25 protein-coding genes are annotated in these 26,565 nt (G+C 53.5%); 9 read left to right on the top strand and 16 right to left on the bottom strand.

The window, feature by feature from the left end; all coding sequences use genetic code 11:
• Nucleotides 1-8: 8 nt before the first annotated feature.
• The 4 genes from holB to pabC are packed head-to-tail and all read right to left on the bottom strand — an operon-like array spanning nt 9 to nt 3,474.
• Nucleotides 9-1,013: a DNA polymerase III subunit delta' gene (gene holB, locus ABFI50_RS17590; protein ID WP_347484666.1), complete on the bottom strand. Its 1,005-nt coding sequence runs from the start codon at nt 1,011-1,013 to the stop codon at nt 9-11.
• Nucleotides 1,010-1,651, bottom strand: coding sequence for a dTMP kinase (tmk, locus tag ABFI50_RS17585; protein WP_045269414.1), 642 nt, complete (start codon nt 1,649-1,651; stop codon nt 1,010-1,012). The genes holB and tmk overlap by 4 nt, the downstream gene beginning before the upstream one ends.
• Nucleotides 1,641-2,663, bottom strand: a complete 1,023-nt coding sequence (gene yceG, locus ABFI50_RS17580) for a cell division protein YceG (protein WP_023332704.1) — start codon at nt 2,661-2,663, stop codon at nt 1,641-1,643. The genes tmk and yceG overlap by 11 nt, the downstream gene beginning before the upstream one ends.
• Before the next feature lies 1 nt (nt 2,664).
• Nucleotides 2,665-3,474: an aminodeoxychorismate lyase gene (pabC, locus tag ABFI50_RS17575; RefSeq protein ID WP_023332703.1), complete on the bottom strand. Its 810-nt coding sequence runs from the start codon at nt 3,472-3,474 to the stop codon at nt 2,665-2,667.
• A 392-nt stretch (nt 3,475-3,866) separates the two neighbouring features.
• Here pabC and ABFI50_RS17570 point away from each other — a divergent pair, with 392 nt between their 5' ends.
• From ABFI50_RS17570 to ABFI50_RS17545, 6 genes are all read left to right on the top strand, one after another.
• Nucleotides 3,867-4,406, top strand: a complete 540-nt coding sequence (locus tag ABFI50_RS17570) for a fimbrial protein (RefSeq protein WP_014883385.1) — start codon at nt 3,867-3,869, stop codon at nt 4,404-4,406.
• A gap of 78 nt (nt 4,407-4,484) precedes the next feature.
• On the top strand, nt 4,485-5,156 hold the full coding sequence (locus ABFI50_RS17565; protein WP_347484663.1) for a molecular chaperone: 672 nt from the start codon (nt 4,485-4,487) through the stop codon (nt 5,154-5,156).
• Between the two features lie 38 nt (nt 5,157-5,194).
• Complete coding sequence (locus ABFI50_RS17560; RefSeq protein WP_347484661.1) at nt 5,195-7,738, top strand: fimbria/pilus outer membrane usher protein; 2,544 nt, start codon at nt 5,195-5,197, stop codon at nt 7,736-7,738.
• Nucleotides 7,729-8,730, top strand: coding sequence for a fimbrial protein (locus ABFI50_RS17555; RefSeq protein WP_023338248.1), 1,002 nt, complete (start codon nt 7,729-7,731; stop codon nt 8,728-8,730). The genes ABFI50_RS17560 and ABFI50_RS17555 overlap by 10 nt, the downstream gene beginning before the upstream one ends.
• Before the next feature lie 16 nt (nt 8,731-8,746).
• Entirely contained in the window at nt 8,747-9,274 is a 528-nt protein-coding gene (locus tag ABFI50_RS17550; RefSeq protein WP_347484659.1) for a fimbrial protein, read from the top strand.
• A gap of 6 nt (nt 9,275-9,280) precedes the next feature.
• Nucleotides 9,281-9,802 carry a fimbrial protein gene (locus tag ABFI50_RS17545; RefSeq protein ID WP_032636988.1) on the top strand — a complete coding sequence of 174 codons (522 nt, stop codon included), beginning with the start codon at nt 9,281-9,283 and terminating at the stop codon, nt 9,800-9,802.
• Nucleotides 9,803-9,864: 62 nt separating this feature from the next.
• Here ABFI50_RS17545 and fabF read toward each other — a convergent pair whose 3' ends face one another.
• The 8 genes from fabF to yceD form a co-directional block, all read right to left on the bottom strand.
• Nucleotides 9,865-11,106 carry a beta-ketoacyl-ACP synthase II gene (gene fabF / locus ABFI50_RS17540; protein ID WP_023332697.1) on the bottom strand — a complete coding sequence of 414 codons (1,242 nt, stop codon included), beginning with the start codon at nt 11,104-11,106 and terminating at the stop codon, nt 9,865-9,867.
• A 91-nt stretch (nt 11,107-11,197) separates the two neighbouring features.
• The gene (gene acpP, locus ABFI50_RS17535; RefSeq protein WP_003857954.1) at nt 11,198-11,434 is read right to left on the bottom strand and encodes an acyl carrier protein; all 237 of its coding nucleotides are present in this window, start codon (nt 11,432-11,434) and stop codon (nt 11,198-11,200) included.
• Nucleotides 11,435-11,588: 154 nt separating this feature from the next.
• Nucleotides 11,589-12,323, bottom strand: coding sequence for a 3-oxoacyl-ACP reductase FabG (gene fabG / locus ABFI50_RS17530; protein WP_008500795.1), 735 nt, complete (start codon nt 12,321-12,323; stop codon nt 11,589-11,591).
• 12 nt (nt 12,324-12,335) lie between these two features.
• Nucleotides 12,336-13,265 (bottom strand): ACP S-malonyltransferase, encoded by a 930-nt coding sequence (fabD, locus tag ABFI50_RS17525; RefSeq protein ID WP_014883378.1) that lies wholly within the window; start codon nt 13,263-13,265, stop codon nt 12,336-12,338.
• A gap of 16 nt (nt 13,266-13,281) precedes the next feature.
• Nucleotides 13,282-14,235, bottom strand: a complete 954-nt coding sequence (locus ABFI50_RS17520; protein ID WP_333109821.1) for a beta-ketoacyl-ACP synthase III — start codon at nt 14,233-14,235, stop codon at nt 13,282-13,284.
• A gap of 6 nt (nt 14,236-14,241) precedes the next feature.
• Nucleotides 14,242-15,276: a phosphate acyltransferase PlsX gene (plsX, locus tag ABFI50_RS17515; RefSeq protein WP_014883376.1), complete on the bottom strand. Its 1,035-nt coding sequence runs from the start codon at nt 15,274-15,276 to the stop codon at nt 14,242-14,244.
• Between the two features lie 80 nt (nt 15,277-15,356).
• Entirely contained in the window at nt 15,357-15,530 is a 174-nt protein-coding gene (rpmF, locus tag ABFI50_RS17510) for a 50S ribosomal protein L32 (RefSeq protein ID WP_003857964.1), read from the bottom strand.
• A gap of 16 nt (nt 15,531-15,546) precedes the next feature.
• A complete protein-coding gene (gene yceD / locus ABFI50_RS17505) occupies nt 15,547-16,068 on the bottom strand; it encodes a 23S rRNA accumulation protein YceD (RefSeq protein WP_014883375.1) in 522 nt (173 codons plus the stop codon).
• A gap of 140 nt (nt 16,069-16,208) precedes the next feature.
• Between yceD and ABFI50_RS17500 the strand changes: the two genes are divergently transcribed.
• Nucleotides 16,209-16,793 (top strand): nucleoside triphosphate pyrophosphatase, encoded by a 585-nt coding sequence (locus ABFI50_RS17500; RefSeq protein ID WP_023332694.1) that lies wholly within the window; start codon nt 16,209-16,211, stop codon nt 16,791-16,793.
• Nucleotides 16,794-16,872: 79 nt separating this feature from the next.
• Here the strand turns inward: ABFI50_RS17500 and rluC are convergent, their stop codons facing one another.
• On the bottom strand, nt 16,873-17,820 hold the full coding sequence (gene rluC, locus ABFI50_RS17495) for a 23S rRNA pseudouridine(955/2504/2580) synthase RluC (RefSeq protein WP_014883373.1): 948 nt from the start codon (nt 17,818-17,820) through the stop codon (nt 16,873-16,875).
• Between the two features lie 572 nt (nt 17,821-18,392).
• Here rluC and rne point away from each other — a divergent pair.
• Entirely contained in the window at nt 18,393-21,509 is a 3,117-nt protein-coding gene (rne, locus tag ABFI50_RS17490; protein WP_347484653.1) for a ribonuclease E, read from the top strand.
• Between the two features lie 40 nt (nt 21,510-21,549).
• On the opposite strand, the gene ABFI50_RS17485 is transcribed toward rne, so the two are convergent.
• Nucleotides 21,550-22,488 carry a LysR family transcriptional regulator gene (locus ABFI50_RS17485; RefSeq protein ID WP_059373421.1) on the bottom strand — a complete coding sequence of 313 codons (939 nt, stop codon included), beginning with the start codon at nt 22,486-22,488 and terminating at the stop codon, nt 21,550-21,552.
• Nucleotides 22,489-22,597: 109 nt separating this feature from the next.
• On the opposite strand from ABFI50_RS17485, the gene ABFI50_RS17480 reads away from it, so the two are divergent.
• Nucleotides 22,598-23,812: an MFS transporter gene (locus ABFI50_RS17480; protein WP_045135546.1), complete on the top strand. Its 1,215-nt coding sequence runs from the start codon at nt 22,598-22,600 to the stop codon at nt 23,810-23,812.
• A 75-nt stretch (nt 23,813-23,887) separates the two neighbouring features.
• Here ABFI50_RS17480 and flgL read toward each other — a convergent pair whose 3' ends face one another.
• On the bottom strand, nt 23,888-24,841 hold the full coding sequence (flgL, locus tag ABFI50_RS17475) for a flagellar hook-associated protein FlgL (protein ID WP_014883369.1): 954 nt from the start codon (nt 24,839-24,841) through the stop codon (nt 23,888-23,890).
• A gap of 16 nt (nt 24,842-24,857) precedes the next feature.
• Nucleotides 24,858-26,498, bottom strand: coding sequence for a flagellar hook-associated protein FlgK (gene flgK, locus ABFI50_RS17470; protein ID WP_047027493.1), 1,641 nt, complete (start codon nt 26,496-26,498; stop codon nt 24,858-24,860).
• Between the last annotated feature and the right edge of the window lie 67 nt (nt 26,499-26,565).

Below are 26,565 nucleotides of genomic sequence, written 5' to 3'. Positions count from 1 at the left end.
TGTCTCTCTCAGAGATGGGAAACAGGCGGCGTAACGCCTGGTTGCAGGTAATGTTCAATACGCAGTAACTGGTCGGTCAGTAACAGCTCGCGATTAAGACCCGTTACGGTTAAAAGCAGTTCCCGGCTTTCGCAGATATCATGAAGGATAGCGTGCAAGGACGTTCCTGAAAGGCGGCTCGCCAGCAGGTTCACCAGTGGCCACGCGTCCGGGTTTGTCAGTAGCGTTGCCCGCTGCTGGAGCTTTAGCGCATCCAAAAGTAAGGACGCCAGCCAGTGCAAACGCTCAACGGCCCGATCGCTATTCAGTGCAGGCAGCAAGCTCAACCAGTCCTGGCTGTTGAGCGAAGCCTCGACGGCCTTACAGAGCGTTTCTCGCTGCGACCAGACGTCGGGTTGCAGTAATGCCAGCGCCGCTGCGGGCGCGCCGCTGCTCAGGCGAAGCGCAGAGAGCGCACTTTCCTGTGACGTTGTCACCTCGCGTTCTAGCCAGCTCAAGGACCATGATTCCTGGGGCACCGCAAGGTGATGAAGACGACAGCGGCTGCGCAACGTTGCCAGCAATCGGCCCGGATCGCGGCATGAGAGGAAGAACCATGTTTTCTCCGGCGGCTCTTCCAGCGTTTTGAGCAGCGCGTTAGCCGCCGCCTCGGTCAGTAATGCAGCGTCGTTGAGCCAGACGACTTTCGCCCCGCCCAGTCGCGCATGTTCGTACAGTTTTTCACTGACTTCACGCACGGCATCAATACCGAGCGCGCTTTTGCCCTTCTCAGGCGCCAGCGTGTAATAGTCAGGATGCGTGCCCGCCTGCATCAGCTGGCAGCCACGGCATTTCCCGCAGCTTTTGTGCCCTTCAGGCTGCTGGCACATCAGGAAACGGGTAATGGCGTAAATTAGCGCATCATCCCCCATCCCCGGCAATGCCTGAATCAGTAACGCATGATGCCCCCGACCGGCCTGATAGCTGTTGATCAGCTGTTCAAAGTGCGGGCGCAACCATGGATACCATTTCATGCCTGCTGCTCCTGTAGCCACTGCGTAACGGTCTGCTGGATGTCTTGCGTGACGTCTTCCAGCGATTGCGTCGCATCGATGGTACGAATTGAGCTGTCCTGCGCGGCCAGCTCAAGATAGCGTGCGCGGGTGCGGTTAAAGAAATCAAAGGACTCTTGTTCAATGCGATCCAGCTCGCCGCGCGCGCGGGCGCGTTTGAGGCCCACTTCCGGAGTGACATCCAGATAGAGCGTCAGGTCCGGGCGAAAATCACCCAGTACGGCATTACGCAGCGTTGCCAGCATTGTCTGGTCAATACCGCGTCCCCCGCCCTGATACGCCTGAGTGGACAGATCGTGACGGTCGCCGATCACCCACTTGCCATTGGCCAGAGCGGGTTTAATCACCGTCTCAACCAGCTGGACGCGGGCCGCATAGAACATCAGCACTTCGGCTTTGTCAGTGATAACTTCGTCACCAACAGATTTGATATCCAGCACCAGGCTGCGCAGTTTCTCAGCCAGCTGAGTGCCGCCTGGCTCTCGGGTGAAGACCATGTCAGTGACGCCAAGCGCGTTCAGCGTTTCCACCACTACGTCGCGAGCGGTGGTTTTCCCCGCGCCTTCGAGTCCCTCAATGACAATGTATTTACTGCGCATTTTTTTCCTTAAGTGCCTTCAGATAGTCCTGAACAGAGCGATTATGACTGACAAGGTTGGTGTTAAAGGTGTGCCCCCCTTTTCCGTCAGCCACAAAATAGAGATACGGTGTTTTGGCCGGATGCGCGGCGGCTTTAAGCGACGCCTCGCTCGGCGTTGCAATCGGGCCCGGCGGCAGGCCGTTAATGACGTAGGTATTATACGCCGTTGGCGTCTCGAGATCTTTCCTCGAAATCTTTCCGCTGTAGCGCTCGCCCATGCCGTAAATAACGGTAGGGTCGGTTTGCAGACGCATGCCAATGCGAAGACGGTTGATAAATACCGACGCGACCCGATCGCGCTCGGCAGCAACGGCAGTCTCTTTCTCGATGATCGAAGCCATGGTCACGAACTGGTTTTGATCTTTATAGGGCAGCCCTTCCATACGCCCTTCCCAGGCGGAATCGACTGCCGCGACCATCTTTTTGTGCGCCCGTTTAAGAATTGCGACATCCGTCGTGCCCGCGGTGTACATCCAGGTGTCCGGCCAGAACCAGCCTTCCACCCACTCAGGATGCTCAAATTTCAGCACCCCGGCGACCGTCTCGTAACGATCATCTTTCAGAGTGTGCTTGATATAGGGCGCATCACGCAGCTGTTTCAGGTAATCGCTCAGTCGCATCCCTTCGACAAAACGCAGCGGGAACTGCGCTTCTTTGCCACTTTCCAGCAGCTGCAGCATCTCCCTGACGGTCATGCCGGGCGTAAAACGATAGGTACCGGCCTTGAAGTGAGACAGTTCCGGCTCGATACGCAGTAACCACTGGAACACGCGCGGGCGGTTGATGATTTTATCGCTGTAAAGCTGTTCGCCCAGCGCCATCCGCCCGGTACCGGCTTTAAGGGTAAAAATCGTCTCGTCTTTAATGAGGATCTTACTGTCCGCCAGTTGGAAAACTTTCCATACACCGACGCCGGCGGCAGCGCCGAGGACAACCAACAGTAACAGAACAAGGCGTAACAGTTTCATCATGCTAATCGGACGACTCACAAATTGGGGCTAAATAGTGGTAAAGTTCGCGCGCGGGCCACTCTCGCTCTGCGTAGCGCTGTACGGGGACAACCGGCATTAGCGCGTTACAGATAAGCACTTCATCAGCCTGCGCGAGCGCCGTTAGCGGCGCATTCACTTCGACAACGCGATACGCGGTCAGTGCCAGTTGGGCGATAATAAACTGCCGCATAATGCCGTTTACGCCCGCCTGATCGAGGCGTGGGGTAAAGACATCCTGCCCACAGCGCCAGAACAGATTTGCGGCACAGCATTCCGTAAGCCACCCATCGCTGTCAAGGACAAGGGCTTCATCGGCATCCGTCTGCTCAAGATGAGAACGAATCAGCACCTGCTCAAGGCGGTTGAGGTGCTTCATTCCTGCAAGATAAGGGTTGCGACCCAAGGGGATCGGGCTGAGAGCAAGCGTTACGCCGGTTTCTTTCCAGCGTGCGTAATGCGTAGGATATTCAGAAACGCTCAGGATGCGCACCGGTTGCTGACAGCCTGCGGGGCTATAGCCGCGACCGCCAGCTCCACGCGTGATAACGACCTTTAACACGCCGTCACCCTTTTTTTGCGCCATATCCCGCATTTCCGCAGCAAGGGTTTCCCATGCATCAAACGGGATAGCCAACCTTGTGCAGGCCGTCTGCAAACGTGTCAGATGGTGGCTGAAAAGTGAAACAACGCCGCCGCTAATTCGAGCAGTGGTAAAACAACCATCCCCAAACTGAACGCTACGATCGTTCACATCTAACTTTTTTTGTAACTCACCATTAATTAGATACATTCACCCTCCATATAAATACCTGACTAGGGTGGCAGGTGAAAGAGGATATCGCAAGTCTGTTATCTTCGAATAAATGTAAAAAAGCACAGGAAGGTTGGGCGCGCCTACGCCTGTATACATGAGAGAAATGCTATTCATCTATTAATGAATAAATGAAATATTATTCACGGAGAGGATTATTAAAGTTAAATTAAAAACACTCATTAGATATAGTTTATAGTTCATATTTTAGCACATAGATATAATCCCCCATGTGAATACCCAAGTGCACAAGATGGTTTTAAAAACACAAGACAATGTTTCTTGCTGAAAACTATCGAGCATCATCACATCGTGTGCCATGAGTACTCACCTGTGTTTTATATCAATCACACTCTTCAAGGACATTATCAATGAAAGGAAAAGTAGCGGCTGTTGCCTTAATCACTACACTCGGAATGGTTTCTGCCGCGCAGGCCGATGATGGACAGGTAAATTTCACCGGTAATATCATCGAGCAAGGTTGTAAAATTGACACCACCATGACCGCGCCGCAGACCGTCAAGTTAGGTGATATCGCTAAAACTGCTCTGCCAGAGGCTGGTTCTGTTGCCGCGAATACTCGCTTTACTCTGAAACTGTCTGAGTGCCCGGCAGACCTGAAAGGCAAAGCTGTTGTTGTGAAATACACCGGCAAACCAGACGCCACTAATAATGACTATCTGGAAGTCACCGGCGCAGGCACCACTGGCGTTGCCAAAGGCGTTGCTATTCAGTTGCTGAACGGCGACGGCACCGCGTTACCGCTGGCAACCGCATCTAAAGCAGCGACCATCGATGCGACTGCTGGCACCGCTACCATGAATTTCAGCGCACAGTATATCGCAACTGCCGCTACCGTTGAGGCGGGTTCCGCTAACGGTACCGCTAACTTTACGCTGGCATACAATTAATCATCGCGCGATAAATTTCCGCCTTTGGCTATAAGCAATGCCGGGGCTTCCCGGCATTGCTATTTTGAGGTTAACCAGATGAAATTAGTGAATTCATTAATCGCCGCTGCATTTGTTTTTTCAATGGCAACAGCGCAAGCGGGTGTTATTATTGGAGGCACTCGCATTATATACCATGCAGACAAAAAAGAATCTTCCCTGGACGTCAAAAACCCAGACCCATACTCCTATTTAATTCAGTCATGGGTTGATAAAGATGAAAACGACACCAGTAAAACACCGTTTATCGTCACGCCGCCCCTGTTCCGCTTAGCTGGCAATGAAGAAAACAAACTGCGTATTATTAATACGGGCGGGAATCTGCCACAGGATTGTGAGTCACTGTTCTGGATGAACATTAAAACCATTCCGGCAACAGAAAAGTTAGACAACGTAAATACCCTACAGATTGCGATTAAGACACGTATCAAACTCATTTATCGCCCCGCATCGCTTACTGAAATGCCGGAAAAGTTTGCCAGCAAGCTTAGCTGGAAACGCAGCGATCAACAGCTTACGGTCAGTAACCCAACCCCCTATTACATGAACTTTAGCGAAGTCAAAGTCGGTGCCAGTACGGTTACGGATGCGACATACGTTGCGCCCATGTCCAGCGCGACATTCAGTCTTCCGGCAAATGCCAAAGGCAATATTCGCTGGAAAATTATCAGTGACTTCGGCGCAGCTGGCGCGGAACACCAGACGCAGTAATCACTCATTAGATACTCGGACTCCGAAAGGATCACGGAATGATCAGAGCTAAAAAAAATAAGATCTCGCCAACCAGGCTGGCCTGCTTCATCGCATTGCAGTGTACATTCTCGTTGTCGCACCCTGCCTGTGCCCGGGAATATTTTAACCCCGCGCTACTGGGTATTGACGGTCCAGGTAAAGACATTTCTGACCTGAGTGCCTTTGAAGAAGGTGTTGGCCAAATGCCGGGTACTTATCGCGTTGACGTGCTGGTCAATCAGACATTGACTGGCACACATGACATTGAATTTAGCATGCAAAAGGACAGTCACGGCCAGACATCATTGCAACCGTGCATAAGCGTGGAGATGCTAAGTGACTTTGGCGTCCGAACCGAGCAATTTCCGCAACTGACCGGAGAGAACCATTGCGCAAACCTGGCCGCTATTCCCAACGCTGCTACTCAGTTCGTCTTCAATAAACAGCAACTTTTGTTGAGCATCCCTCAGGCGGCGATGAATAACCAGGCGCGTGGATATGTTGCTCCAGAACGCCTGGATGAAGGCATCAATGCGCTGCTGCTTAATTACAGCTTTACAGGCGGCAACACCCAGGCTCGTCACTCTGATATGACCGATTCAGACAGCTATTACCTGAACCTGCGCCCAGGGCTAAATATCGGCCCATGGCGCGTTCGTAACTACAGCACCTGGTCACGCAATACCAGCGGCGACAATACCCAGAATAACTGGGATTCGGCATATACCTACGCTCAGCGAAATATTATCGCGCTCAAAAGTCAGCTGACGCTTGGCGAAAGCAACTCCCCTTCCGATCTGTTTGACAGCGTGCCTTTCCGGGGTGCGCAACTGGCCTCCGATGACGACATGCTGCCTGACAGCCTGCGCGGCTACGCACCGGTGGTTCGCGGAATTGCCCGGACCAACGCCCAGGTCATCATTAAACAAAACGGCTACACCATTTACCAAAGCTATGTGTCGCCGGGGGCATTTGAGATCACTGACATGTATCCCACGGGCAGTAGCGGCGATCTGGACGTGACGATTAAAGAAGCTGACGGCAGCGAACAGCACCAGTTGGTCCCCTTCGCCTCACTGCCGGTTCTACAGCGTGAAGGTCGTTTAAAGTACAGCCTGACCAGCGGTCAGTACCGTCCTTACGACAGCGCCGTCGATAAAACATTCTTTACTCAGGGCTCGGCCATCTACGGCCTGCCAGAAGGATTTACCGCCTACGGCGGCGGACAGCTATCGCAACATTATCAGTCGCTACTTGTGGGGATCGGTAAAAACTTTGGTGGGCTGGGAGCCGTATCCGTCGATGGCACGCAGGCCTGGTCAACCCAACAGGATCAGGAAAAAGCGATCGGCCAGTCAATGCGGGTTCGTTACAGTAAAAACATTCTCGAAACGGGGACCAATATCGCCATTTCGGGTTATCGCTACTCAACTTCAGGCTATTACACCCTGCAGGAAGTACTCGACACCTGGCGGGACAGTAACTGGCAGGACAATACCGAACGCCGGCGTAATCGTGCCGAGATATTGCTTAACCAGAATCTCTGGGAAGGCGCGGGGTCCATCTCGTTAAACGCCATCAGCGAGGATTACTGGAACAGCGACCGAACAATGCGCTCAATCGGCGCGGGTTACAGCAACAGCTGGAACGGCATCACCTGGAGCCTGAACTACAGCTTTAACCGTAACACCACTGATGCCCGCGACAGCGACACCGTTTACAGCGAGGACCAGGTGTTCTCAATGAGTATCAGCGTGCCGCTGGATCGCTGGCTCAGCAGCAGTCGCGCCACCTACAACCTCAATACCAGTAAACATGGCAGCACCAGCCATACGGTCGGGCTGAATGGCACCGCGCTGCAAGATCAGAACCTCAACTGGAGCGTGCAGGAAAGCGAGACGAACCACGATGGGGGTAACGGCGGTAGCGCCAGCCTGGACTACCAGGGTACCTATGCCAGAATGAATAGCGCCTACAGTTACGACCACGATCAGCGCCGGGTAAATTATGGTATCAGCGGCGGTGTGGTTGCGCATGCAAACGGCATTACGCTGAGTCAGGAATTAGGTGAGACCGTCGCTCTGGTTGAAGCGCCGGGAGCAAGCGGTGTTGATATCACGAACCAGACGGGCGTCAGCACCGATTTCCGCGGCTATACCGTTGTGCCGTTTATCAGCCCATACCGTGAAAACACGCTGTCGCTGAATACCGAACAACTGCCGGATGATGCCGACGTTGAGCTTTCTGCGAAAACGGTTACGCCAACCCGAGGGGCTATTGTCCGGGCACATTTTGACACACGTGTGGGTAAACGCGTTTTGATGACGTTAACCCGTCGTGACGGGCGCCCTGTTCCGTTTGGTGCAATCGTGACTGACGACAAGAACGCAAAAACCACCTCGATTGTCGGTGATGGTGGACAGGTTTATCTGGCTGGTATGTCACTTCAGGGAAGTGCAACCGTTAAATGGGGTGCAAATAAGCAGTGTCATACCCGCTGGCAATTACCAGAGAGCACATCATCAAGCGCAATTGTAGAGGTCAACGCATCATGTCGTTAAATAAAATGCTTAAAAAATGGCTAACCCCTGTTATTTTTATTCCATGTGGTCTGTCAGGCATAAATTGCGCCTACGCAAATTATATTGAAGTTCAATCTTTCCATGTCATGCACCATGGATTTTCTACATTATCTATACCGAATGTCGTGGGCGGCACGACAGACTGGTATGATAATGATTCCATTTATACCGAGACTATCCCCGGCGAAGGAAAAAACTCCTATATTGATTTGTCTGTTAACGGACAATTACTTGCCGACAATGTGACCTGGGCAACAAGCAATCCAGGTATTGGTATTCAATATCAGGTCCATGTTTCATCTGTACCGGGATATTCACCGCAAGATAATCCCACAGCTCCCAATTACCGCATCAATCTGCCAATTGTCGATGGTAGCGCGCGTGACGGTTACTACCATGTATGGTATCGCCTGGTCAGATTAAGTGAAAAAATACCAGCAGGTACTATTATTTCTGTCCCCGACGTAACCATGAACGTACATAACCCTGATGGTGATGGTGTTGCGTTAGATTCGGGCCTGATTCTGTCCGGCGTAGTCAGTCAGCCAATTATAACTGCCTGTACTATTAACGCACCAAAGGAAATAAAATTATCCCCACTGTATGGCGCAAGCCTGGCAAGTGGCGCATCAAACATTACCGACGTACCCAAAGTTGAGTTGAAAAACTGCCCTGGCGCGATTAATGGGATCACCTATAACTTATTCGCGGTATACGGCGCACACAATGCCAATAATGGGGTATTAAATACGGTCACTGGCGATGGTTACGCCAGCAATGTCTATATTCAGGTACAGAACGCCGATGGTTCTGCACATAAGATCAACAGTGAGATCAATCTGGGCCTTTATGACGGCTCAGGCGACTACACCCTGCCCGATTTTAAGGTCGCTTATTATATTGATGACGCTGCAACCGTTACTGCTGGCAATGTGAAATCGGCCATTGAACTTAAAGTAACCTACAACTAATACATAAGGAATGAAAATGAATATCGCGAATGGAAAAAAAATAGCGATTCTGGCAACGCTCTGCGGAGGTCTGTTTTCTGGCGCGTGTTCAGCCAACTCGGTCAATATTGACATTACAGGCACGGTTGTTGCCTCACCCTGTGTGGTCAATGGAGATAGCCCCTCGCTGGCGGTAAAATTAGGTGACAATATACAGGCTTATAGTCTGGCCACTGCCGGAAGTGCAACAAACTGGACTAACTTTACGCTTGCATTAACAAACTGCCCTGCTTCAACGTCCAGCTTTAGCGTTACTTTTGGCGGTACAGCGGATACCGATACTAACTATTATAAAAATACCGGAACGGCCACTAACCTGAAGCTGGAGTTGACCGACGAAACGACTAACACGGCTTACAAGAGTGGCGCCACGTTGCAAAATGTCGCCATCAGCAGCAGTACGCACGCCTATGATTTGAAAATGCGCGCCCGAGCCGTTTCCAACGGCAACGTGATGCCAGGCACCATTATCGGCCAGGCACAGGCCACCTTTACCTATCAGTAATGCAGGATGGGGATGATGATAGAACGGGTAAAATCTACTCTCGCATGCCTGGTGTTTGCACTTTGTAGCTCCGCGCAGGCAACCACTATCGATCTGAGCGGCACGGTCGTGGCGTCTGCCTGTACCGTGGATGCGGGATCCAAAAATCAGACAGTAAGGTTCGATCAAGCACGAGCGGTAAACTTTAGTCGCGTTGGGGCAACCGGAGAATGGCAGGATTTTTCACTCACGCTTTCATCCTGCCCCAGCTCAACGACACGTGTTAAGGCTACCTTGACCGGCGATTCAGACAGTGACGATCAGACAAAATTTGCTAATAGCAGCGGGGATGCAACAGGCATGGCGATGCAGATCATGACCCGCGATCATCTCACCGAGATCTCACCCGCGGGCTCGATTACCGTCGATGTAGACAGAACAACGCACAATGCGCAGTTTCCTCTCGCGGCCCGCCTCTATACCCCTACGGGAACCGTCACGGCAGGCGAATTTAACACCACCGTCCAGTTCACTTTCACCTATCAGTAACGAAAATGTGAACTAAAAAAAACGGAGCGCTATGCGCTCCGTTTTTTATGGGCAAGAAACCATTACACGCGTTTGAAAATCAGCGAGCCATTGGTACCGCCGAAGCCGAAGGAGTTACACAGGGTGTACTCCATACCGCTAACCTGACGCGCTTCGTGAGGCACGAAGTCCAGATCGCAACCTTCATCCGGGTTATCCAGGTTGATGGTTGGTGGAACCGCCTGATCGCGCAGCGCAAGGATAGAGTAGATTGACTCTACTGCACCCGCCGCACCCAACAGGTGACCGGTCATGGATTTTGTGGAGCTGACCAGTACGCGGCTGGCAGACTCGCCGAAGATAGACTTAACAGCCTGAGCTTCCGCTTTGTCGCCTGCAGGTGTAGAGGTACCGTGCGCATTAACGTAGCCAATCTGAGCTGGCGTAATGCCCGCATCACGGATCGCGTTTTCCATTGCCAGCGCAGCACCTGCGCCATTCTCCGGAGGAGACGTCATGTGATAAGCATCGCTACTCATACCAAAGCCAACGACTTCAGCATACATTTTCGCGCCGCGTTTTTTCGCGTGTTCGTACTCTTCCAGCACGAGCATGCCCGCACCGTCACCCAGTACGAAACCGTCACGGTCTTTATCCCACGGACGGCTTGCCGCCTGAGGATTATCGTTACGGGTAGAGAGCGCACGCGCTGCACCAAAACCACCGACACCCAGAGGGGTACTGGCTTTTTCTGCACCACCCGCAACCATAGCATCTGCATCGCCGTACGCAATCATGCGCGCGGCCTGGCCGATGTTATGTACGCCAGACGTACAAGCAGTCGCGATTGAAATGCTTGGACCACGCAGGCCAAACATGATGGTCAGGTGACCCGCCACCATATTAACAATCGTGGACGGAACGAAGAACGGGCTGATTTTACGCGGGCCGCCATTCATCAGGGATGTATGGTTTTCCTCGATCAGGCCAAGACCGCCAATCCCGGAGCCGATAGCGGCACCGATACGGGTTGCGTTCTCTTCCGTAATTTCAAGGCCAGAATCCTGCATGGCCTGAACGCCAGCGACAATTCCATATTGAATGAAGGCATCCATCTTGCGCTGTTCTTTGCGCGAGATGATCTCTTCACAGTTAAAATCCTTTACTAAGCCAGCAAATTTCGTTGCATAGGCGCTAGTATCGAAATGGTCGATTAGGCTGATGCCGCTCTGACCGGCAAGGAGAGCTTTCCAGGTGGACTCTACGGTATTGCCGACAGGAGACAACATGCCAAGTCCGGTCACAACTACACGACGCTTAGACACGTTTGTCCTCCAGGGAGGGATAAAAAAAGAGATTCGTGGGACTAAAAAAGATAAAACTCAGGCGGTCGAATGACCGCCTGGAGATGTTCACTTACGCCTGGTGGCCGTTGATGTAATCAATGGCAGCCTGAACGGTGGTGATCTTCTCAGCTTCTTCGTCCGGAATCTCAGTATCAAACTCTTCTTCCAGAGCCATTACCAGCTCAACGGTGTCAAGAGAATCTGCGCCCAGGTCTTCAACGAAGGAAGCGGAGTTCACAACTTCTTCCTGCTTAACGCCCAGCTGTTCGCCGATAATTTTCTTAACGCGTTCTTCGATAGTGCTCATACTCTTAAATTTCCTATCAAAACTCGCTTTCGCGATGGTTTTCGTAGTGTATAAAATGTTGAAAAATTTGCAACTAAATCCCGGCAGGTCTTACCACGATTTTACGTTATTTTGAGGCCATTTGCCCTAATAACGCAAATATTTTCGATCGTGATTAAACCATGTACATCCCGCCGTTGACGTGGAGGGTTTCACCAGTGATGTAACCCGCTTCGTCAGAGGCTAAAAATGCAACCGCACTGGCGATTTCTTTAGGGTCGCCAAGACGACCCGCCGGAACTGCCGCCAGTGTACCCGCACGCTGCTCATCGGTCAGCGCACGCGTCATGTCCGTTTCAATAAAGCCCGGAGCAACAACGTTTACAGTAATCCCGCGGGACGCGACTTCACGCGCCAGCGACTTACTGAAACCAATCAGACCCGCTTTCGCCGCAGCGTAGTTAGCCTGACCAGCATTTCCCATGGTACCAACCACAGAACCAACAGTGATAATACGACCATGACGCTTTTTCATCATAGCGCGCATTACCGCTTTTGACAGACGGAATACAGATGACAGGTTGGTTTCGATAATATCGTTCCACTCATCATCTTTCATTCGCATCAGAAGGTTGTCGCGAGTGATCCCGGCATTGTTTACCAGAATATCCACTTCGCCAAACTCTGCACGAATATTTTCCAGAACAGATTCGATAGATGCAGGTTCGGTCACATTCAGTACCAGACCTTTACCGTTTGCCCCCAGATATTCGCTGATGGCCTGAGCGCCATTCTCGCTGGTTGCTGTACCAATCACTTTCGCGCCGCGCGCAACCAGTGTTTCAGCAATTGCGCGCCCGATACCACGGCTTGCGCCAGTGACCAGGGCAATTTTTCCTTCAAAACTCATGGTATTCCTCTTTTATTGCGAGAGTGCCGCTGACATCGCTTCCGGCTCGTTAATCGCGGACGCTGTCAGGGTGTCAACAATACGTTTTGTCAGACCGGTGAGGACCTTACCTGGGCCGACTTCATACAGTTGCTCAACGCCCTGAGCGGCCATAAACTCAACGGTTTTGGTCCACTGTACCGGGCTGTAGAGCTGGCGAACCAGCGCGTCGCGGATGGCTTCCGGCGCGGTTTCGCATTTCACATCGACGTTGTTCACAACGGAAATCGTCGGTGCGTTAAAAGTGATTTTTTCCAGCTCAACCGCCAGTTTCTCGGCAGCGGGCTTCATCAGTGCACAGTGAGACGGCACGCTCACCGGCAGCGGCAGTGCACGTTTCGCGCCTGCAGCTTTACAGGCAGCACCGGCACGTTCAACCGCTTCTTTATGACCGGCGATAACAACCTGGCCTGGCGAGTTGAAGTTAACCGGAGAAACCACCTGACCTTCAGCAGACTCTTCACACGCTTTTGCAATCGCGGCATCATCCAGGCCGATAATGGCAGACATGCCACCCGTGCCTTCCGGCACCGCTTCCTGCATGAATTTACCGCGCAGTTCCACCAGACGCACCGCGTCAGCAAACGCGATCACACCGGCGCAGACCAGCGCAGAGTATTCTCCCAGGCTATGACCCGCGAGCAGCGCGGGGGCTTTACCACCCTGCTGCTGCCAGACGCGCCACAGTGCAACGGAGGCGGTCAGCAATGCTGGCTGGGTCTGCCAGGTTTTGTTCAGCTCTTCGGCCGGACCCTGTTGAGTCAGCGCCCACAGATCATAACCCAGCGCGTCAGAAGCTTCACGAAAAGTCTCTTCAATGACCGGGTAGTTTGCTGCCATTTCAGACAACATCCCAACGGTTTGAGAACCCTGGCCCGGGAACACAAAAGCAAATTGCGTCATTTTTTTATTCCTTATCCTAGAAACGAACCAGCGCGGAACCCCAGGTGAACCCGCCACCGAAGGCTTCAAGCAAGACCAACTGGCCCCGTTTGATTCGTCCGTCGCGTACCGCTTCATCAAATGCGCACGGTACTGACGCCGCAGAGGTGTTGCCGTGACGGTCCAGCGTCACCACAACGTTATCCATCGACATGCCCAGCTTTTTAGCGGTAGCGCTGATGATACGCAGGTTCGCCTGATGCGGTACCAGCCAGTCGAGTGCGGTACGTTCAAGGTTGTTCGCTTCCAGCGTCTCATCGACAATGTGCGCAAGCTCAGTCACCGCCACCTTGAACACCTCATTACCCGCCATGGTCAGGTAAATAGCGTTATCCGGATTAACGCGATCGGCGTTAGGCAGCGTTAACAGTTCACCGTAGCGACCATCGGCATGCAAATGCGTAGAGATGATACCCGGCTCTTCGGACTGCCCCAGCAGCACCGCGCCTGCACCATCACCAAAAATAATGATCGTCCCGCGATCGGTTGGATCGCAGGTACGCGTCAGTACGTCAGCACCGATCACCAGCGCATATTTGACGGAACCCGATTTAACATACTGATCGGCAATGCTCAGCGCATAGGTAAAGCCTGCACACGCGGCGGCAACGTCAAACGCCGGACAGCCTTTAATACCGAGCATGTTTTGCACCTGGCACGCTGCGCTAGGGAAAGCATGCGTGGCAGACGTCGTAGCGACCACGATCAAGCCAATCTGTTCTTTATCAATGCCCGCCATTTCGATAGCACGCTGTGCGGCTTCGTAACCCATGGTGGACACGGTTTCGTCTGGCGCGGCGATACGACGTTCACGGATACCTGTGCGCGTGACAATCCACTCGTCAGACGTATCTACCATTTTTTCCAGATCGGCGTTGGTACGCACTTGTTTTGGCAGGTAGCTGCCGGTACCTAAAATCTTCGTATACATGTACGCTCAGTCACTTTTAGCTAATACAGATTCCAGGCGAGCGGCAATCCGCTGAGGGACTTGTCGCTGCACCGCCTGCACTGCCTGTTCAATGGCGACAGAAAATGCTCGCTGATTGGCGGCTCCGTGACTCTTAATCACAATGCCGCGCAATCCTAACAGACAGGCGCCATTATACTGGTCGGGGTTGAGGTGACTGAATCGCCGCGTCAGGCTTTTTTGTAACCAACGCTTCAATAAAATCAGCCACCAGGCACTTTTTTTGCCCTCTCCCTGAGATTTCAGCAGAGAAAGGAACATGCGCACGACCCCTTCCATGGTCTTCAACGTGACGTTCCCGGTGAAGCCATCGCACACCAGAACGTCCGTTTTCCCCGTCAGCAACTCATTGGCTTCGAGATAACCAATATAGTTGATGGAGGGAACCTGTTTGAGCATTTCAGCAGCTTCGCGAATGCTGTCCAGGCCTTTGGTCTCTTCTTCACCAATATTTAATAACGCCACGCGGGGATTCTTAATCCCGACCACGTCTTCTGCCAGCACCGATCCCATCACGGCGAACTGAGCCAGCATGGTACTATCACAATCCACGTTAGCACCGAGATCCAGTACCACCGTTTTGCCCTTTTGTTGATGCGGTAATACCGTCACCAGCGCCGGGCGCTCAATACCCTCAATCGGCTTGAGCAATAATTTCGACAGCCCCATCAGCGCGCCGGTATTTCCCGCACTGACGCAAGCCTGCGCTCGCCCTTCTTTCACCAGCTCCAGCGCGATCCGCATTGAGCTCCCACGGCTGTTGCGAATCGCCTGCGAAGGCCGGGCATCACTGGCAATAACTGACTGCGCAGGAATAATCTGCAGACGTGAACGTTGTTCAAAGTCAGCTTTTGCAAGTAATGGCGTGATTGTGTCGGGATTGCCGACTAAAAGAAGTGTGAGTTGCGAATTAGAATTCAGTGCCTGCAATGCTGCAGGCACTGTCACGGAAGGGCCAAAATCTCCCCCCATGACATCTAACGCCAGGGTTAGACGTGTCAAGGTATCGTCGCAGCCTGGTTCGGTAACTTCCCCGTTTGCACGGGGAAATCCTCACTAAGCCTAATCACGCTGACGCGTGATTACTTAGTGATAACCTTGCGGCCGCGGTAGAAACCGTCAGCGGTGATGTGGTGACGCAGGTGTTTCTCACCAGAAGTCTTGTCTACAGACAGGCTGGTAACTGCAGTCAGCGCGTCATGGGAACGACGCATGCCACGTTTGGAACGGGTTGGTTTATTCTGTTGTACGGCCATGGACCTTACTCCTCAATTACTTACGCTTTAAGCTGGCTAATACGGCAAATGGGTTTGGTTTTTGCGCTTCATCAGGCAATTCCCCAAAGACCATGTCCGCCTCGGACACTTCACAGTGTTCAGAATCATGCACCGGAACCACTGGCAAGGTGAGGATGATTTCATCTTCAACCAGAGCCAGAAGATCGATTTCACCGAATTCGTTTACCTCAATCGGCTCATACGCTTCCGGGAGTGCTTCAGCCTGTTCGTCAGAACGAACCGGACTAAAACAATACGTTGTGTGAACATGCTGTACAAACGGTTTCCCGCAACGCTGACACTCGAGGGTTACCGTCACCTTTGCATCACCGGTTAAAACGGCGAGACGCTGGTTGTCGATAGCGAACGACATGGAGCATTCTACATCACTGTCCACACTGACTACGGATTCGGCAATACGCTCAGCCTGATCGGAAGTATAAATACCTTCGTAATCGAGGCGTTTTTGAGCCGTACGAACCGGATCAAGAGTCAGGGGTAATTTTACCTTTTGCATAGGGCGCGCATATTAACTTTGTAACGTCATAGAGTCAAAGAAAAAGGCAACCAGAGCTGCCTTTTGCCAATTATTCGCACACATTGCGGCCTGTAGTTTAAAATGGCTGGCATCGATACGCTATATCTGGTGATAAAAATATGCCAAATCTCGTCCTTGCTTCCACTTCTCCTTACCGCCGAATGTTGCTGGAAAAGCTAGGGATCCCGTTTGAATGTGCCGCACCGGATGTTGATGAAACGCCACAGCCTGGTGAATCACCACGACATCTGGTGAGCCGTCTCGCTAAGGAGAAGGCGCAGTCGCTCGCAGCGCGCTATCCTTCACACTTGATTATAGGCTCCGATCAGGTTTGTGTGCTGGACGGAGAAATAACAGGTAAACCGCACACTGAAGAGAACGCGTTCAAACAGCTTATGCAGGCGCGTGGCAACATTGTGACCTTTTATACGGGTCTGGCGCTCTATAACTCCGCCTCTGGTCATCTGCAAACGGAGTGTGAGCCTTTTGACGTGCACTTCCGCCATCTCAGCGAGCAGGAGATCATGGATTATGTACGCCGGGAGCGTCCGCTGAACTGTGCGGGAAGTTTTAAAAGTGAAGGATTGGGGATTGCGCTATTCGACAAGCTGGACGGACGCGATCCGAATACGCTGGTGGGGTTACCGTTGATAGCGCTGTGCCAGATGTTACGCAGAGAAGCGTGTAATCCGCTGACCCTGTGACGTTTGCCCAGCGGCGCTTCGCTTGCATGGGCCTACAGGTTTCGTAGGCCGGGTAAGCGCAGCGCCACCCGGCACATAATCAGCCGCGCAAAACCTTCAGGCAGCGTTTCAACTGCTCATCCAGCGGCGCTTCAATACGAATGACTTCCCCGGTATTCGGATGGGTAAACTTCAGCGCAGCCGCATGCAGGAACAGACGAGACAAGCCGGTTCCCGCCAGCTGCTTATCAAATTCGCGATCGCCATAGCGGTCATCAAACGCAATCGGATGGCCCGCAAACTGGGTATGCACGCGAATCTGATGGGTACGCCCCGTCACCGGGCTGCAGCGTACCAGCGTGGCAAATTCATAGCGCTCTTCAACTTTAAAGCGCGTCTCAGACGGTTTCCCTTCCTGGTTTACGCGGACGATGCGCTCACCGCTTTGCAGAATGTTCTTCAGCAACGGCGCCTGCACCACTTTCACATGGGACTGCCACTGACCGCGCACCAGCGCGAGATAATCTTTCTGCATGCCTTTCTCACGCAGTTGCTCATGCAGGGAACGCAGCGCGGAACGCTTTTTCGCCACCAGCAGCACGCCGGAGGTATCACGGTCAAGACGGTGAACCAGCTCGAGGAAACGGGCTTCCGGACGCAGCGCGCGTAACCCTTCAATCACGCCGAAGCTCAGGCCGCTACCGCCGTGGACTGCGGTCCCTGACGGCTTGTTCAGCACCAGAATGTGGTCGTCTTCATACAGGATCACATCACTCAGAGCCGCCACTTTCTGTAATTTAGGTGAAACGGTCTCTTCTTCACGCTCGGCAACGCGCACCGGCGGAATGCGCACTTCATCACCCGCCTCGAGTTTGTACTCGGGCTTCACGCGTTTTTTGTTAACCCGCACCTCGCCCTTACGCAGGATGCGGTAAATCATGCTCTTTGGCACCCCTTTCAGTTGGGTACGCAAAAAGTTGTCGATACGTTGCCCCGCGTCATCATCCGCGATAGCAACCATTTTTACGGCTGGAGTCTCTGTTTTCATGGTTGGCGATTCTAAATATCGTCAGCCATTAGCGCCACTCATTTTTCTATGCTTATATTTACTTTTGTCCGGCCTGCACCCCGTTTCACGCAATCGATTTGGTGGTTATTAAACCAATCACCGTTTTGAAGTGAAGAAACTGTGAGTAACCGGGTGATAATTGGTAAAAGTCATCTTGCTATAACCCGGCGAGCAGTGGAATAATGAAGCCGTTTTCCGTGTTAAATCCTGGTTACGTAAGGATGTTGACGGAATGACCAATTTTGCCTGACCGATCATCCACGCAGCAATGGCGTAAGACGTATTGATCTTTCAGGCAGTTAGCGGGCTGCGGGTTGCAGTACTTCCCGGTATAAGGATTGTTCTCTGGAGAGTTCTACCCAGGCAATTCCCCTGATAATTGCGCTGTGTTTCCGTATGAAATACAGGCAACCGACACTCTGCGCCTCTTAAGCGAGCGACAACCGTGAGGTTGGCGACGTGAACAGACACGAGGCCATCGGTTCATACCCCGGAAAGCGTCACCTTGCCCGCAGCTTTGTCGTCAATGTAAGAATAACGAGTAAGTTACGATGAAAAGAATGTTAATCAACGCAACTCAGCAAGAAGAGTTGCGTGTCGCCCTTGTGGATGGGCAGCGCCTGTACGATCTGGATATCGAAAGTCCTGGACACGAACAGAAAAAAGCGAACATTTACAAAGGTAAAATCACCCGCATTGAACCCAGCCTTGAAGCTGCATTTGTTGATTACGGTGCTGAGCGTCATGGTTTCCTCCCTCTGAAAGAAATCGCCCGCGAATATTTCCCTGCCAACTACAACGCCCATGGCCGCCCAAACATCAAAGATGTTCTGCGTGAAGGTCAGGAAGTTATCGTCCAGATTGATAAAGAAGAGCGTGGCAACAAAGGTGCTGCACTGACGACCTTTATTAGCCTGGCAGGGAGCTATCTGGTGCTGATGCCAAACAACCCGCGTGCGGGTGGCATCTCTCGCCGTATCGAAGGTGATGACCGTACCGAGCTGAAAGAAGCGCTGGCAAGCCTTGAGCTGCCGGATGGCATGGGGCTTATCGTGCGTACCGCAGGCGTGGGCAAATCTGCCGAAGCGCTGCAGTGGGACTTAAGCTTCCGTCTGAAGCACTGGGAAGCTATCCAGAAAGCTGCAGAAAGCCGCCCTGCTCCGTTCCTGATCCACCAGGAAAGCAACGTTATCGTGCGTGCCTTCCGTGACTACCTGCGTCAGGACATCGGTGAAATCCTGATCGACAACCCAAAAGTGCTTGAACTGGCTCGCCAGCACATCGCCGCACTGGGTCGTCCGGATTTCACCAGCAAAATCAAACTGTACACCGGCGAAATCCCGCTGTTCAGCCACTATCAGATTGAATCCCAGATTGAGTCCGCCTTCCAGCGTGAAGTGCGCCTGCCCTCTGGCGGTTCTATCGTAATCGATACAACAGAAGCGCTGACCGCAATCGACATCAACTCCGCACGTGCCACACGCGGCGGTGACATCGAAGAGACCGCCTTCAACACCAACCTTGAAGCCGCAGATGAAATCGCCCGCCAGCTCCGCCTGCGCGACCTGGGTGGTCTGATTGTTATCGACTTCATCGACATGACGCCGGTCCGCCACCAGCGTGCGGTCGAGAACCGCCTGCGTGAAGCGGTGCGTCAGGACAGGGCGCGTATCCAGATTAGCCATATCTCGCGCTTCGGCCTGCTGGAGATGTCCCGCCAGCGTCTGAGCCCGTCGCTGGGTGAATCCAGCCATCACGTCTGCCCGCGCTGCTCCGGCACCGGTACCGTACGTGATAACGAATCTCTCTCCCTCTCTATCCTGCGTCTGATTGAAGAAGAAGCGCTGAAAGAGAACACCAAAGAGGTTCACGCCATTGTCCCTGTGCCAATTGCCTCCTACCTGCTGAACGAAAAACGTGCTGCGGTGAGTGCTATCGAAGCACGTCAGGGCGGCGTTCGCTGCATCATCGTGCCAAACGACCAGATGGAAACCCCGCACTACCACGTGCTGCGTGTCCGTAAAGGTGAAGAGACCAGCACGCTCAGCTATCTGCTGCCGAAACTGCACGAAGAAGAGATGGCGCTGCCTTCCGATGAGGAACCCGCCGAGCGCAAACTGCCAGAGCAGCCTGCGTTAGCCACCTTCATCATGCCAGAAGCACCGCCAGAAGCGGCCATGGAAAAACCGGTCACTAAACCTGTCGTGCAGAAACCAGAAGCCGCTGCACCGAAAGCCCAGCCGGCGCAACCGGGTCTGCTGAGCCGCTTCTTCGGCGCGCTGAAAAAGATGTTTGCGGGTGAAGAAGTCCAGCCAGAGCAGCCGAAAGAAGAACCAAAAGCGGCTAAACCTGAGCGTCAGCAGGATCGTCGTAAACGTCAGAACAACCGCCGCGATCGTAATGACCGCAACGACCGTAACGATCGTAACGACCGTCGTGACAACCGTTCAGACAACAGCGAAGGCCGTGAGCAACGCGAAGACAACCGTCGCAACCGTCGCGAGAAACAACAGCAGAACGTTGAAGATCGTGAAATTCGCCAGCAGGCGGGCGATGAGTCTGAGAAGGGCAAACAGCGTGACGACCAGCAGCCACGTCGCGAACGTAGCCGTCGTCGTAACGACGAGAAACGTCAGGCCCAGCAGGAAGTCAAAAACCTGAACCGCGAAGAGCCTGTAGAGCAGCAGGACAGCGAGCAGGAAGAACGTACTCAGGTTATGCCACGTCGTAAGCAGCGCCAGCTGACGCAGAAAGTGCGCATTGGTGCTCCTCAGGCAGAAGAAACCGCAGCTGTAGCGGCTGAAGTACCGGAAGCCGCAACGGGTACGCAGATTGCAAAAGTTGATCTGCCAGCCGTTGTGGAAAATCACGGTGAGCAGGATGAGAATGGGGAAAACCGTGACAACGCAGGCATGCCGCGCCGTTCACGTCGTTCTCCGCGTCATCTGCGCGTCAGCGGCCAGCGTCGTCGTCGTTACCGTGACGAGCGTTACCCGACTCAGTCTCCAATGCCGTTGACCGTCGCGTGCGCGTCACCTGAAATGGCATCCGGCAAAGTCTGGATCCGTTACCCGGTTGCTCGCCCGGAGCAGGCTGTTGAAGAACAGGCTGTGACCGAAGAGGTGATTGCACATGTCGCCGCGGTTGAAGAGGTCGTGACTGAAGCCGCAACCGTGGTTAAGCCTCAGGCTGTTGAAACAGCAGAACCTCAGGCTGTAGAAGTCGAAACCACGCACCCTGAAGTGATTGCCGCGCCGGTTGAAGCCGCTCCACAGCTGATTGCTGAAGAAGATGTCGTGGTCGCTAAGGACGTCGCTGAAGAGGCTGAACCTGTAGCCGCAGTGGAAGAGACCGCTGAAGCCATCGTCGAAACCACCGCTGAAGACGTTGTTCAGGACGTTGAGATTCAGGTTGAACCGGTTGTCGAAGACGTGAAAGCGCCTGAAGTGGAGCCAGAGCCGGTTAAGATTGTCGCCGCGCCTGCGCCAGTTCACGTTGCAACAGCGCCGATGACACGTGCTCCGGCACCGGATTATGTGCCTGAAGCACCGCGTCACAGCGACTGGGTTCGCCCGGAATTCAACTTCGAAGGTAAAGGTGCAGCCGGTGGTCACAGTGCTACGCACAAGGCAACTGCACCAGCCACCCGTCCGCAGTCTGTTGAATAACGGACGCTGGCGCTGAAAGCCGACCTTCGGGTCGGCTTTTTTATGGCTGCTGCACGGGCTTTCTCATTCCCGTGACCTCCGGCATGACCTGCCGCATCAACTCCAGAAAACGCCGCAAACGCGCAGGATAATAACGAGACCAGGGATAAACCAGATGCACCGGTAATGCCGCCGGTTGCCACTCTGGCAGCACATGCACCAGCCGCCCTTCCCGAATATCGTCTTGTACCGTCCAGCTTGACACTACCGCCACACCCAGCCCGGTGAGTGCCGTTTTACGTGCAACATACAGGCTGTCGGTGCTGAGGCGCGGAGTAATGTCAATTCGCGCGGTGGCTGACGAAGCATCATGAAAAAGCTCTACATGACGCTGGTAGAAAGAGTTAATGGCAATCCACGGAAACGGTTGCAAATCCTCAGGCGTGTTAACCGCCGGGAAACGGGCCAGTAATGCCGGAGATGCCACCACCGAGCGCGGCACTTCCGCCAGCAGCACGGATACGGTCGCCGGATCGACTTCTGCCCCCACCCGAATAGCACAATCAAGGTTGTCACCGAGAAAATCAGCCGACCGATCGTTGAGCAACCATTCAATGGAAAGCTGCGGATAACGCTGCAAAAACTCGGTTAACGGTTGCAGGAGTTGATCCTGACCAAACGCGTGCGGTGCCCGCACCCTCAGCACACCTACCGGTTCATCTTCCGTCTGCCCCACCTCATCTTCCAGTGCCAGCCAGCTGTCAATCACCCGACGAGCGTGCTGATAGCAGCGTTCACCGTCATCCGTCAGCCGTGTCGTATGGGTGGTGCGCAACATCAGGCGTACGCCCAGCATCGTCTCAAGCGATTGCAGCCGTCGACTCACCGTGGCCTGGGTTGTTGCCAGCTGGCGTGCCGCAGCAGAGAGTGAACCAGCCTCAACAATACGGACAAACGTTCGCATTAACTCCACCCTGTCTATACGCTCAACTCTTTTCATTATCTTTCCACTTATACGTTCAACGTATAAGCGTTTTACCACCGGGCCCGCTACCGTCGCAAGGCGTCCTGGTAAAAAATAGCCGTACACCATGAATGAGGAATGTCTTATGAACACAACCACTGCCGCCCATGCCGTAAGCCGCTGGGTCATTTTAATGCTGGCACTCGGGGCTGGCTTTAGCGTGGCATCTATCTATTATGCCCAGCCTCTGCTGCCCCTGATGGGCGCAGACCTTCACCTGAGTATCGAAGGAATGGGCATGGTCCCTACGCTCACCCAGGCCGGTTATGCCTTAGGGATCCTGTTCCTGTTACCGCTCGGTGACCGCCACGACCGCAGGACGTTAATACTGATAAAAAGTGCTGCGCTGGCGCTGTTTCTTCTTGGCTGTAGTCTGACCGGACAGATCCACTCCCTGCTGCTGACGAGTCTGCTCATCGGCATGGCCGCCACCATGGCGCAGGATATTGTCCCGGCAGCGGCTATTCTTGCGCCGGAAGGTAAACAGGGGAAAACCGTGGGTACAGTGATGACCGGTCTGCTGCTGGGGATTTTGCTCTCCCGAACCGTCAGCGGTGTCGTGGGCGAAGCGTTCGGCTGGCGCGTGATGTATCAGCTGGCTGCGGTAAGCATTGCATTTATCGGCGTGGTGATGTGGGCGGTACTTCCTCGTTTTGCCATTCACTCCACGCTGAGTTATCCCGCGCTTATGCGCTCAATGGCGCATTTGTGGCGTCGTTACCCCGCTCTGCGCCGTGCGGCGCTGGCTCAGGGTTTTCTGTCGATTGCCTTTAGTGCCTTCTGGTCTACGCTGGCGGTCATGCTGCTGGAACGCTATCACCTCGGGAGTGCAGTCGCGGGTGGTTTTGGTATCGCCGGTGCGGCCGGTGCGTTAGCCGCGCCGCTGGCGGGTGGTCTGGCAGACAAATTGGGTGCCGGGAAAGTCACGCAGCTCGGTGCAATCCTCGTGACCATCTCGTTTGCCCTGATGTTCCTGATGCCCGCGCTGGGGGTGCACGGACAGCTGGTTCTGATTGCCCTCTCTGCCGTCGGGTTCGATCTGGGTCTGCAGTCCAGCCTGGTTGCACACCAGAATCTGGTCTATAGCCTTGAACCGCAGGCGCGCGGTCGTCTTAACGCCCTGCTCTTTACCGTGATCTTTATCGGCATGGCATTGGGCTCCGCATTAGGCAGCAATATTTATACGCTGGCGGGCTGGACGGGCGTGGTCGCTCTGGCAACGGTATGCGGCATCATTGCGCTGGCAATCCGTCTGGTTGAAAGCGCCCGCCTCGCCTCAGCGCCGGCGGAAATGGCATAAAAAAAATGCCCAATCCAGACGGATTGGGCAGCAAAACATGCCCAGTTTCAAGACATGTTCTAAGAGGTCAAGATGTTATTTGTTCAGCTGGAACAGAGACATGCCCTGCATATCGCTAAACGCTTTATAAGAGGCCTGCAAGGCCGCCTGCTGCATGGTGTAGGATGAAATTACCGAGTTCCAGTCCACGTCAACCAGGTCACTCATCTGTTGGGTCTGGCCCAGAGCACGGTCTTCACCCAGAGAATCCAGCTTGCCTAGCTCATCCAGCTTAATGCCGAGATCGGCGCGCACGGTCAGAACGTTGTTGAGAGAGTTGCTCAGGCCACGGTTGGCTTTATCAATAGCCGCAGTAAACGCCTCGGCTTTCGTTTCGTCATCACCAATCGGCGTATTCAGCGCCCCGATAGCGGTGTCGAGGATCTTGAACAAATTCGTTTCCTGCGTACTCCCCGCCGGCTCTGGTTTCGCATTGCTGGTGAAGCTGTCGAAAACTTCTGCGCCCGTATGGCTTATTTGCATCGTACGCGCGGAGTCAACCTGCTGGCTGATTGGCGTCCCGCCGCCCTTATAATCACCCGTAGTCTGGTCAAAAGCCGCCGCTTCGGTTTTGTATCCTGAAAAGATATAGCGACCGTTACCGTCCGTGCTGTTAGCCAGGTTCATTAGCTGATCGCGAATACCTTGCAGGTTCGTTGCCAGCGAAGCGCGGTCATCATCACTTAACGTGCCGTTGCCCGCATTGACAATCTTTTCCTGAGCAGCCTGGATAGCGGTTGTCACTTGCGATAACACGTTCTCTTCCAGCGAAACTTTTGTCGTAGCGAAGGAGCGCGCCAGCGCATACTGGCTGTTTTGTGTTTGAGCCTGAGAGAGCACAACGGCCTGCGAGGCGGCAATCGGGTCGTCAGAAGGACGGTTGACGCGCTTACCCGTAGACATCTGCTCGCCGTAGCTTAGCCAGAGGCTTTGGGAGTTCGTCACGCCGCGCATGCTTTGCTCATACATCATTTGAGTACTAATACGCATTTTTTATGCCTCAGCCTTAGCGGATATTGATCAATGCATCAAACAGCGTACTCGCCGTTTGAAGCACCTGCGCATTCGCCAGATAGTACTGCTGATAGCGCTGGAGGTTGCCATACTCTTCATCCAGGTTAACCCCGGAGATTGACTGCTGTTGTTTGGTAAGCTGCGTCACCACGTTAACTTTGGTTTCACTGCTGGTTTTCAGCGACGCCGTGGTGCTACCCACCGTACTGACCAGTGAGGCATAAGCATCGTTAAAGGTTTTATTCCCACCCACCAGCCTGGCGCTCTGCAAATCCAGGAGCTTTTGGCCATTGGTATTGTCGCTTGCTCCGCTTCCATTCGCTGAAGCCATCGCCAGTTTGGACTCGTCGCTGATCGTAACGTCCATATTGATGATAACGTCATTCACCGGTTTGACGATGAAACTGTCTTTATTATTGGCTGAGCCACTAATATTGACGTTGAGACCATCAAACGACAGATTACCACTGGTATCAGGCTGGGCCGTGAAGCTGGTGTTGTCTGAAAGACGCGTAATTGTCCAGTCAGTACCGTTGTACTCAACTTTATAGTTTGTCGCCTGGACCTTAGTACTGTCCGTCATCGTGGCCGTAACAGACGCACTTCCGGTATTTTTGCCATTACTCAGCACCGCCGGAGATCCAAAGTCGAACAGTTTACCGCCTGGGTCCCCGTTTGCATCAAAGCCAGCCTGATGCTGGGTATTCATGGCATCAGCAAACGCCAGCGCCATCTGGTTAAGCGTATTTCGCGCCTGATCCAGATCCTGAGAACGAAACGTTAACAGCCCCCCAAGCGACCCCGTGGTGATCTGTTTTTCCTTGATCTCCACGCTACCCGCTACGGCATCCACATAAGCAATGGTTGTACGCGCAGGATCCGCGCTGGATTTCACCGCCGCCAGCTGGCTTGCGTTGCTGCCCTGTACCAGGCTGTAGCCGTTGGCGATAGAGATGTTGTAGGTGCCACTGTCCTGTATGGTGACGTCAACACCGACAATCTTATTCAGTTCACTCACCAGCTGATCGCGCTGGTCGAGCAGTTCGTTAGGCGATGCACCCGCGCCAACACCGGTGAGACGGGAAATCTGATCGTTCAGATTGGCAATCTGCTTCGCATAGTTATTGATCTGATCGACGCTGGTAGAAATCGCCGTATTAACCTGTGAATCCTGGTCACGGAGATACTGATCGTTCGTTTTGAACTGATTCACCAGACCGTCCGCTTTACCCAGCACCGTTTGACGTGCAGCCGGGTCTTCGGCGTTGCTCACCAGCGTTTGCAGACTCTTGAAGAAATCCTGCAGGGTGGTGGAAAGCGAGTTCGTGGTATCGGAGAGCACATCGTCAATTTTTGACATCTGCTGATAGCGCGTCGTCAGGCCGCTGCTCTGGGTCTGCGCGGCGCGCAGCTGGTTGGTGATGAAAGCGTCATACTCACGCTGGACACCGGAGACATACACCCCGTTACCCACCCAGCCACCGCCGGTCAGCGTGCTGTTAGAGGCACCCAGTACCGTGGTCTGGCGGGTGTAACCTGCCACGTTATAGCTTGAAATATTATTACTGACGGTATTGAGTGCCGACTGCGCGGCACTGAGGCCACTCATGGCACTGTTAATCAAACTGGACATGGGGGTTCCTTTTATACGTTCAGACACGAGTCCTGATGAAGGTTATCGGCAACCTCCACCGGGACTT

The organism is Enterobacter sp. HNDS-6 (assembly GCF_039850505.1).
Taxonomy (GTDB): Bacteria; Pseudomonadota; Gammaproteobacteria; order Enterobacterales; family Enterobacteriaceae; genus Enterobacter; species Enterobacter kobei.
The sequence above is the reverse complement of the archived record's forward strand: the minus strand, read 5'-3'. Positions and strand labels throughout refer to the sequence as shown.

Coding starts and splice junctions, on each gene's coding strand:
- holB (WP_347484666.1), bottom strand. CDS start 1,013: ATGAAATGGTATCCATGGTTGCGCCCGCACTTTGAACAGCTGATCAAC.
- tmk (WP_045269414.1), bottom strand. CDS start 1,651: ATGCGCAGTAAATACATTGTCATTGAGGGACTCGAAGGCGCGGGGAAA.
- yceG (WP_023332704.1), bottom strand. CDS start 2,663: ATGATGAAACTGTTACGCCTTGTTCTGTTACTGTTGGTTGTCCTCGGC.
- pabC (WP_023332703.1), bottom strand. CDS start 3,474: ATGTATCTAATTAATGGTGAGTTACAAAAAAAGTTAGATGTGAACGAT.
- ABFI50_RS17570 (WP_014883385.1), top strand. CDS start 3,867: ATGAAAGGAAAAGTAGCGGCTGTTGCCTTAATCACTACACTCGGAATG.
- ABFI50_RS17565 (WP_347484663.1), top strand. CDS start 4,485: ATGAAATTAGTGAATTCATTAATCGCCGCTGCATTTGTTTTTTCAATG.
- ABFI50_RS17560 (WP_347484661.1), top strand. CDS start 5,195: ATGATCAGAGCTAAAAAAAATAAGATCTCGCCAACCAGGCTGGCCTGC.
- ABFI50_RS17555 (WP_023338248.1), top strand. CDS start 7,729: ATGTCGTTAAATAAAATGCTTAAAAAATGGCTAACCCCTGTTATTTTT.
- ABFI50_RS17550 (WP_347484659.1), top strand. CDS start 8,747: ATGAATATCGCGAATGGAAAAAAAATAGCGATTCTGGCAACGCTCTGC.
- ABFI50_RS17545 (WP_032636988.1), top strand. CDS start 9,281: ATGGGGATGATGATAGAACGGGTAAAATCTACTCTCGCATGCCTGGTG.
- acpP (WP_003857954.1), bottom strand. CDS start 11,434: ATGAGCACTATCGAAGAACGCGTTAAGAAAATTATCGGCGAACAGCTG.
- fabG (WP_008500795.1), bottom strand. CDS start 12,323: ATGAGTTTTGAAGGAAAAATTGCCCTGGTCACTGGCGCAAGCCGTGGT.
- fabD (WP_014883378.1), bottom strand. CDS start 13,265: ATGACGCAATTTGCTTTTGTGTTCCCGGGCCAGGGTTCTCAAACCGTT.
- ABFI50_RS17520 (WP_333109821.1), bottom strand. CDS start 14,235: ATGTATACGAAGATTTTAGGTACCGGCAGCTACCTGCCAAAACAAGTG.
- rpmF (WP_003857964.1), bottom strand. CDS start 15,530: ATGGCCGTACAACAGAATAAACCAACCCGTTCCAAACGTGGCATGCGT.
- yceD (WP_014883375.1), bottom strand. CDS start 16,068: ATGCAAAAGGTAAAATTACCCCTGACTCTTGATCCGGTTCGTACGGCT.
- ABFI50_RS17500 (WP_023332694.1), top strand. CDS start 16,209: ATGCCAAATCTCGTCCTTGCTTCCACTTCTCCTTACCGCCGAATGTTG.
- rluC (WP_014883373.1), bottom strand. CDS start 17,820: ATGAAAACAGAGACTCCAGCCGTAAAAATGGTTGCTATCGCGGATGAT.
- rne (WP_347484653.1), top strand. CDS start 18,393: ATGAAAAGAATGTTAATCAACGCAACTCAGCAAGAAGAGTTGCGTGTC.
- ABFI50_RS17485 (WP_059373421.1), bottom strand. CDS start 22,488: ATGAAAAGAGTTGAGCGTATAGACAGGGTGGAGTTAATGCGAACGTTT.
- ABFI50_RS17480 (WP_045135546.1), top strand. CDS start 22,598: ATGAACACAACCACTGCCGCCCATGCCGTAAGCCGCTGGGTCATTTTA.
- flgL (WP_014883369.1), bottom strand. CDS start 24,841: ATGCGTATTAGTACTCAAATGATGTATGAGCAAAGCATGCGCGGCGTG.
- flgK (WP_047027493.1), bottom strand. CDS start 26,498: ATGTCCAGTTTGATTAACAGTGCCATGAGTGGCCTCAGTGCCGCGCAG.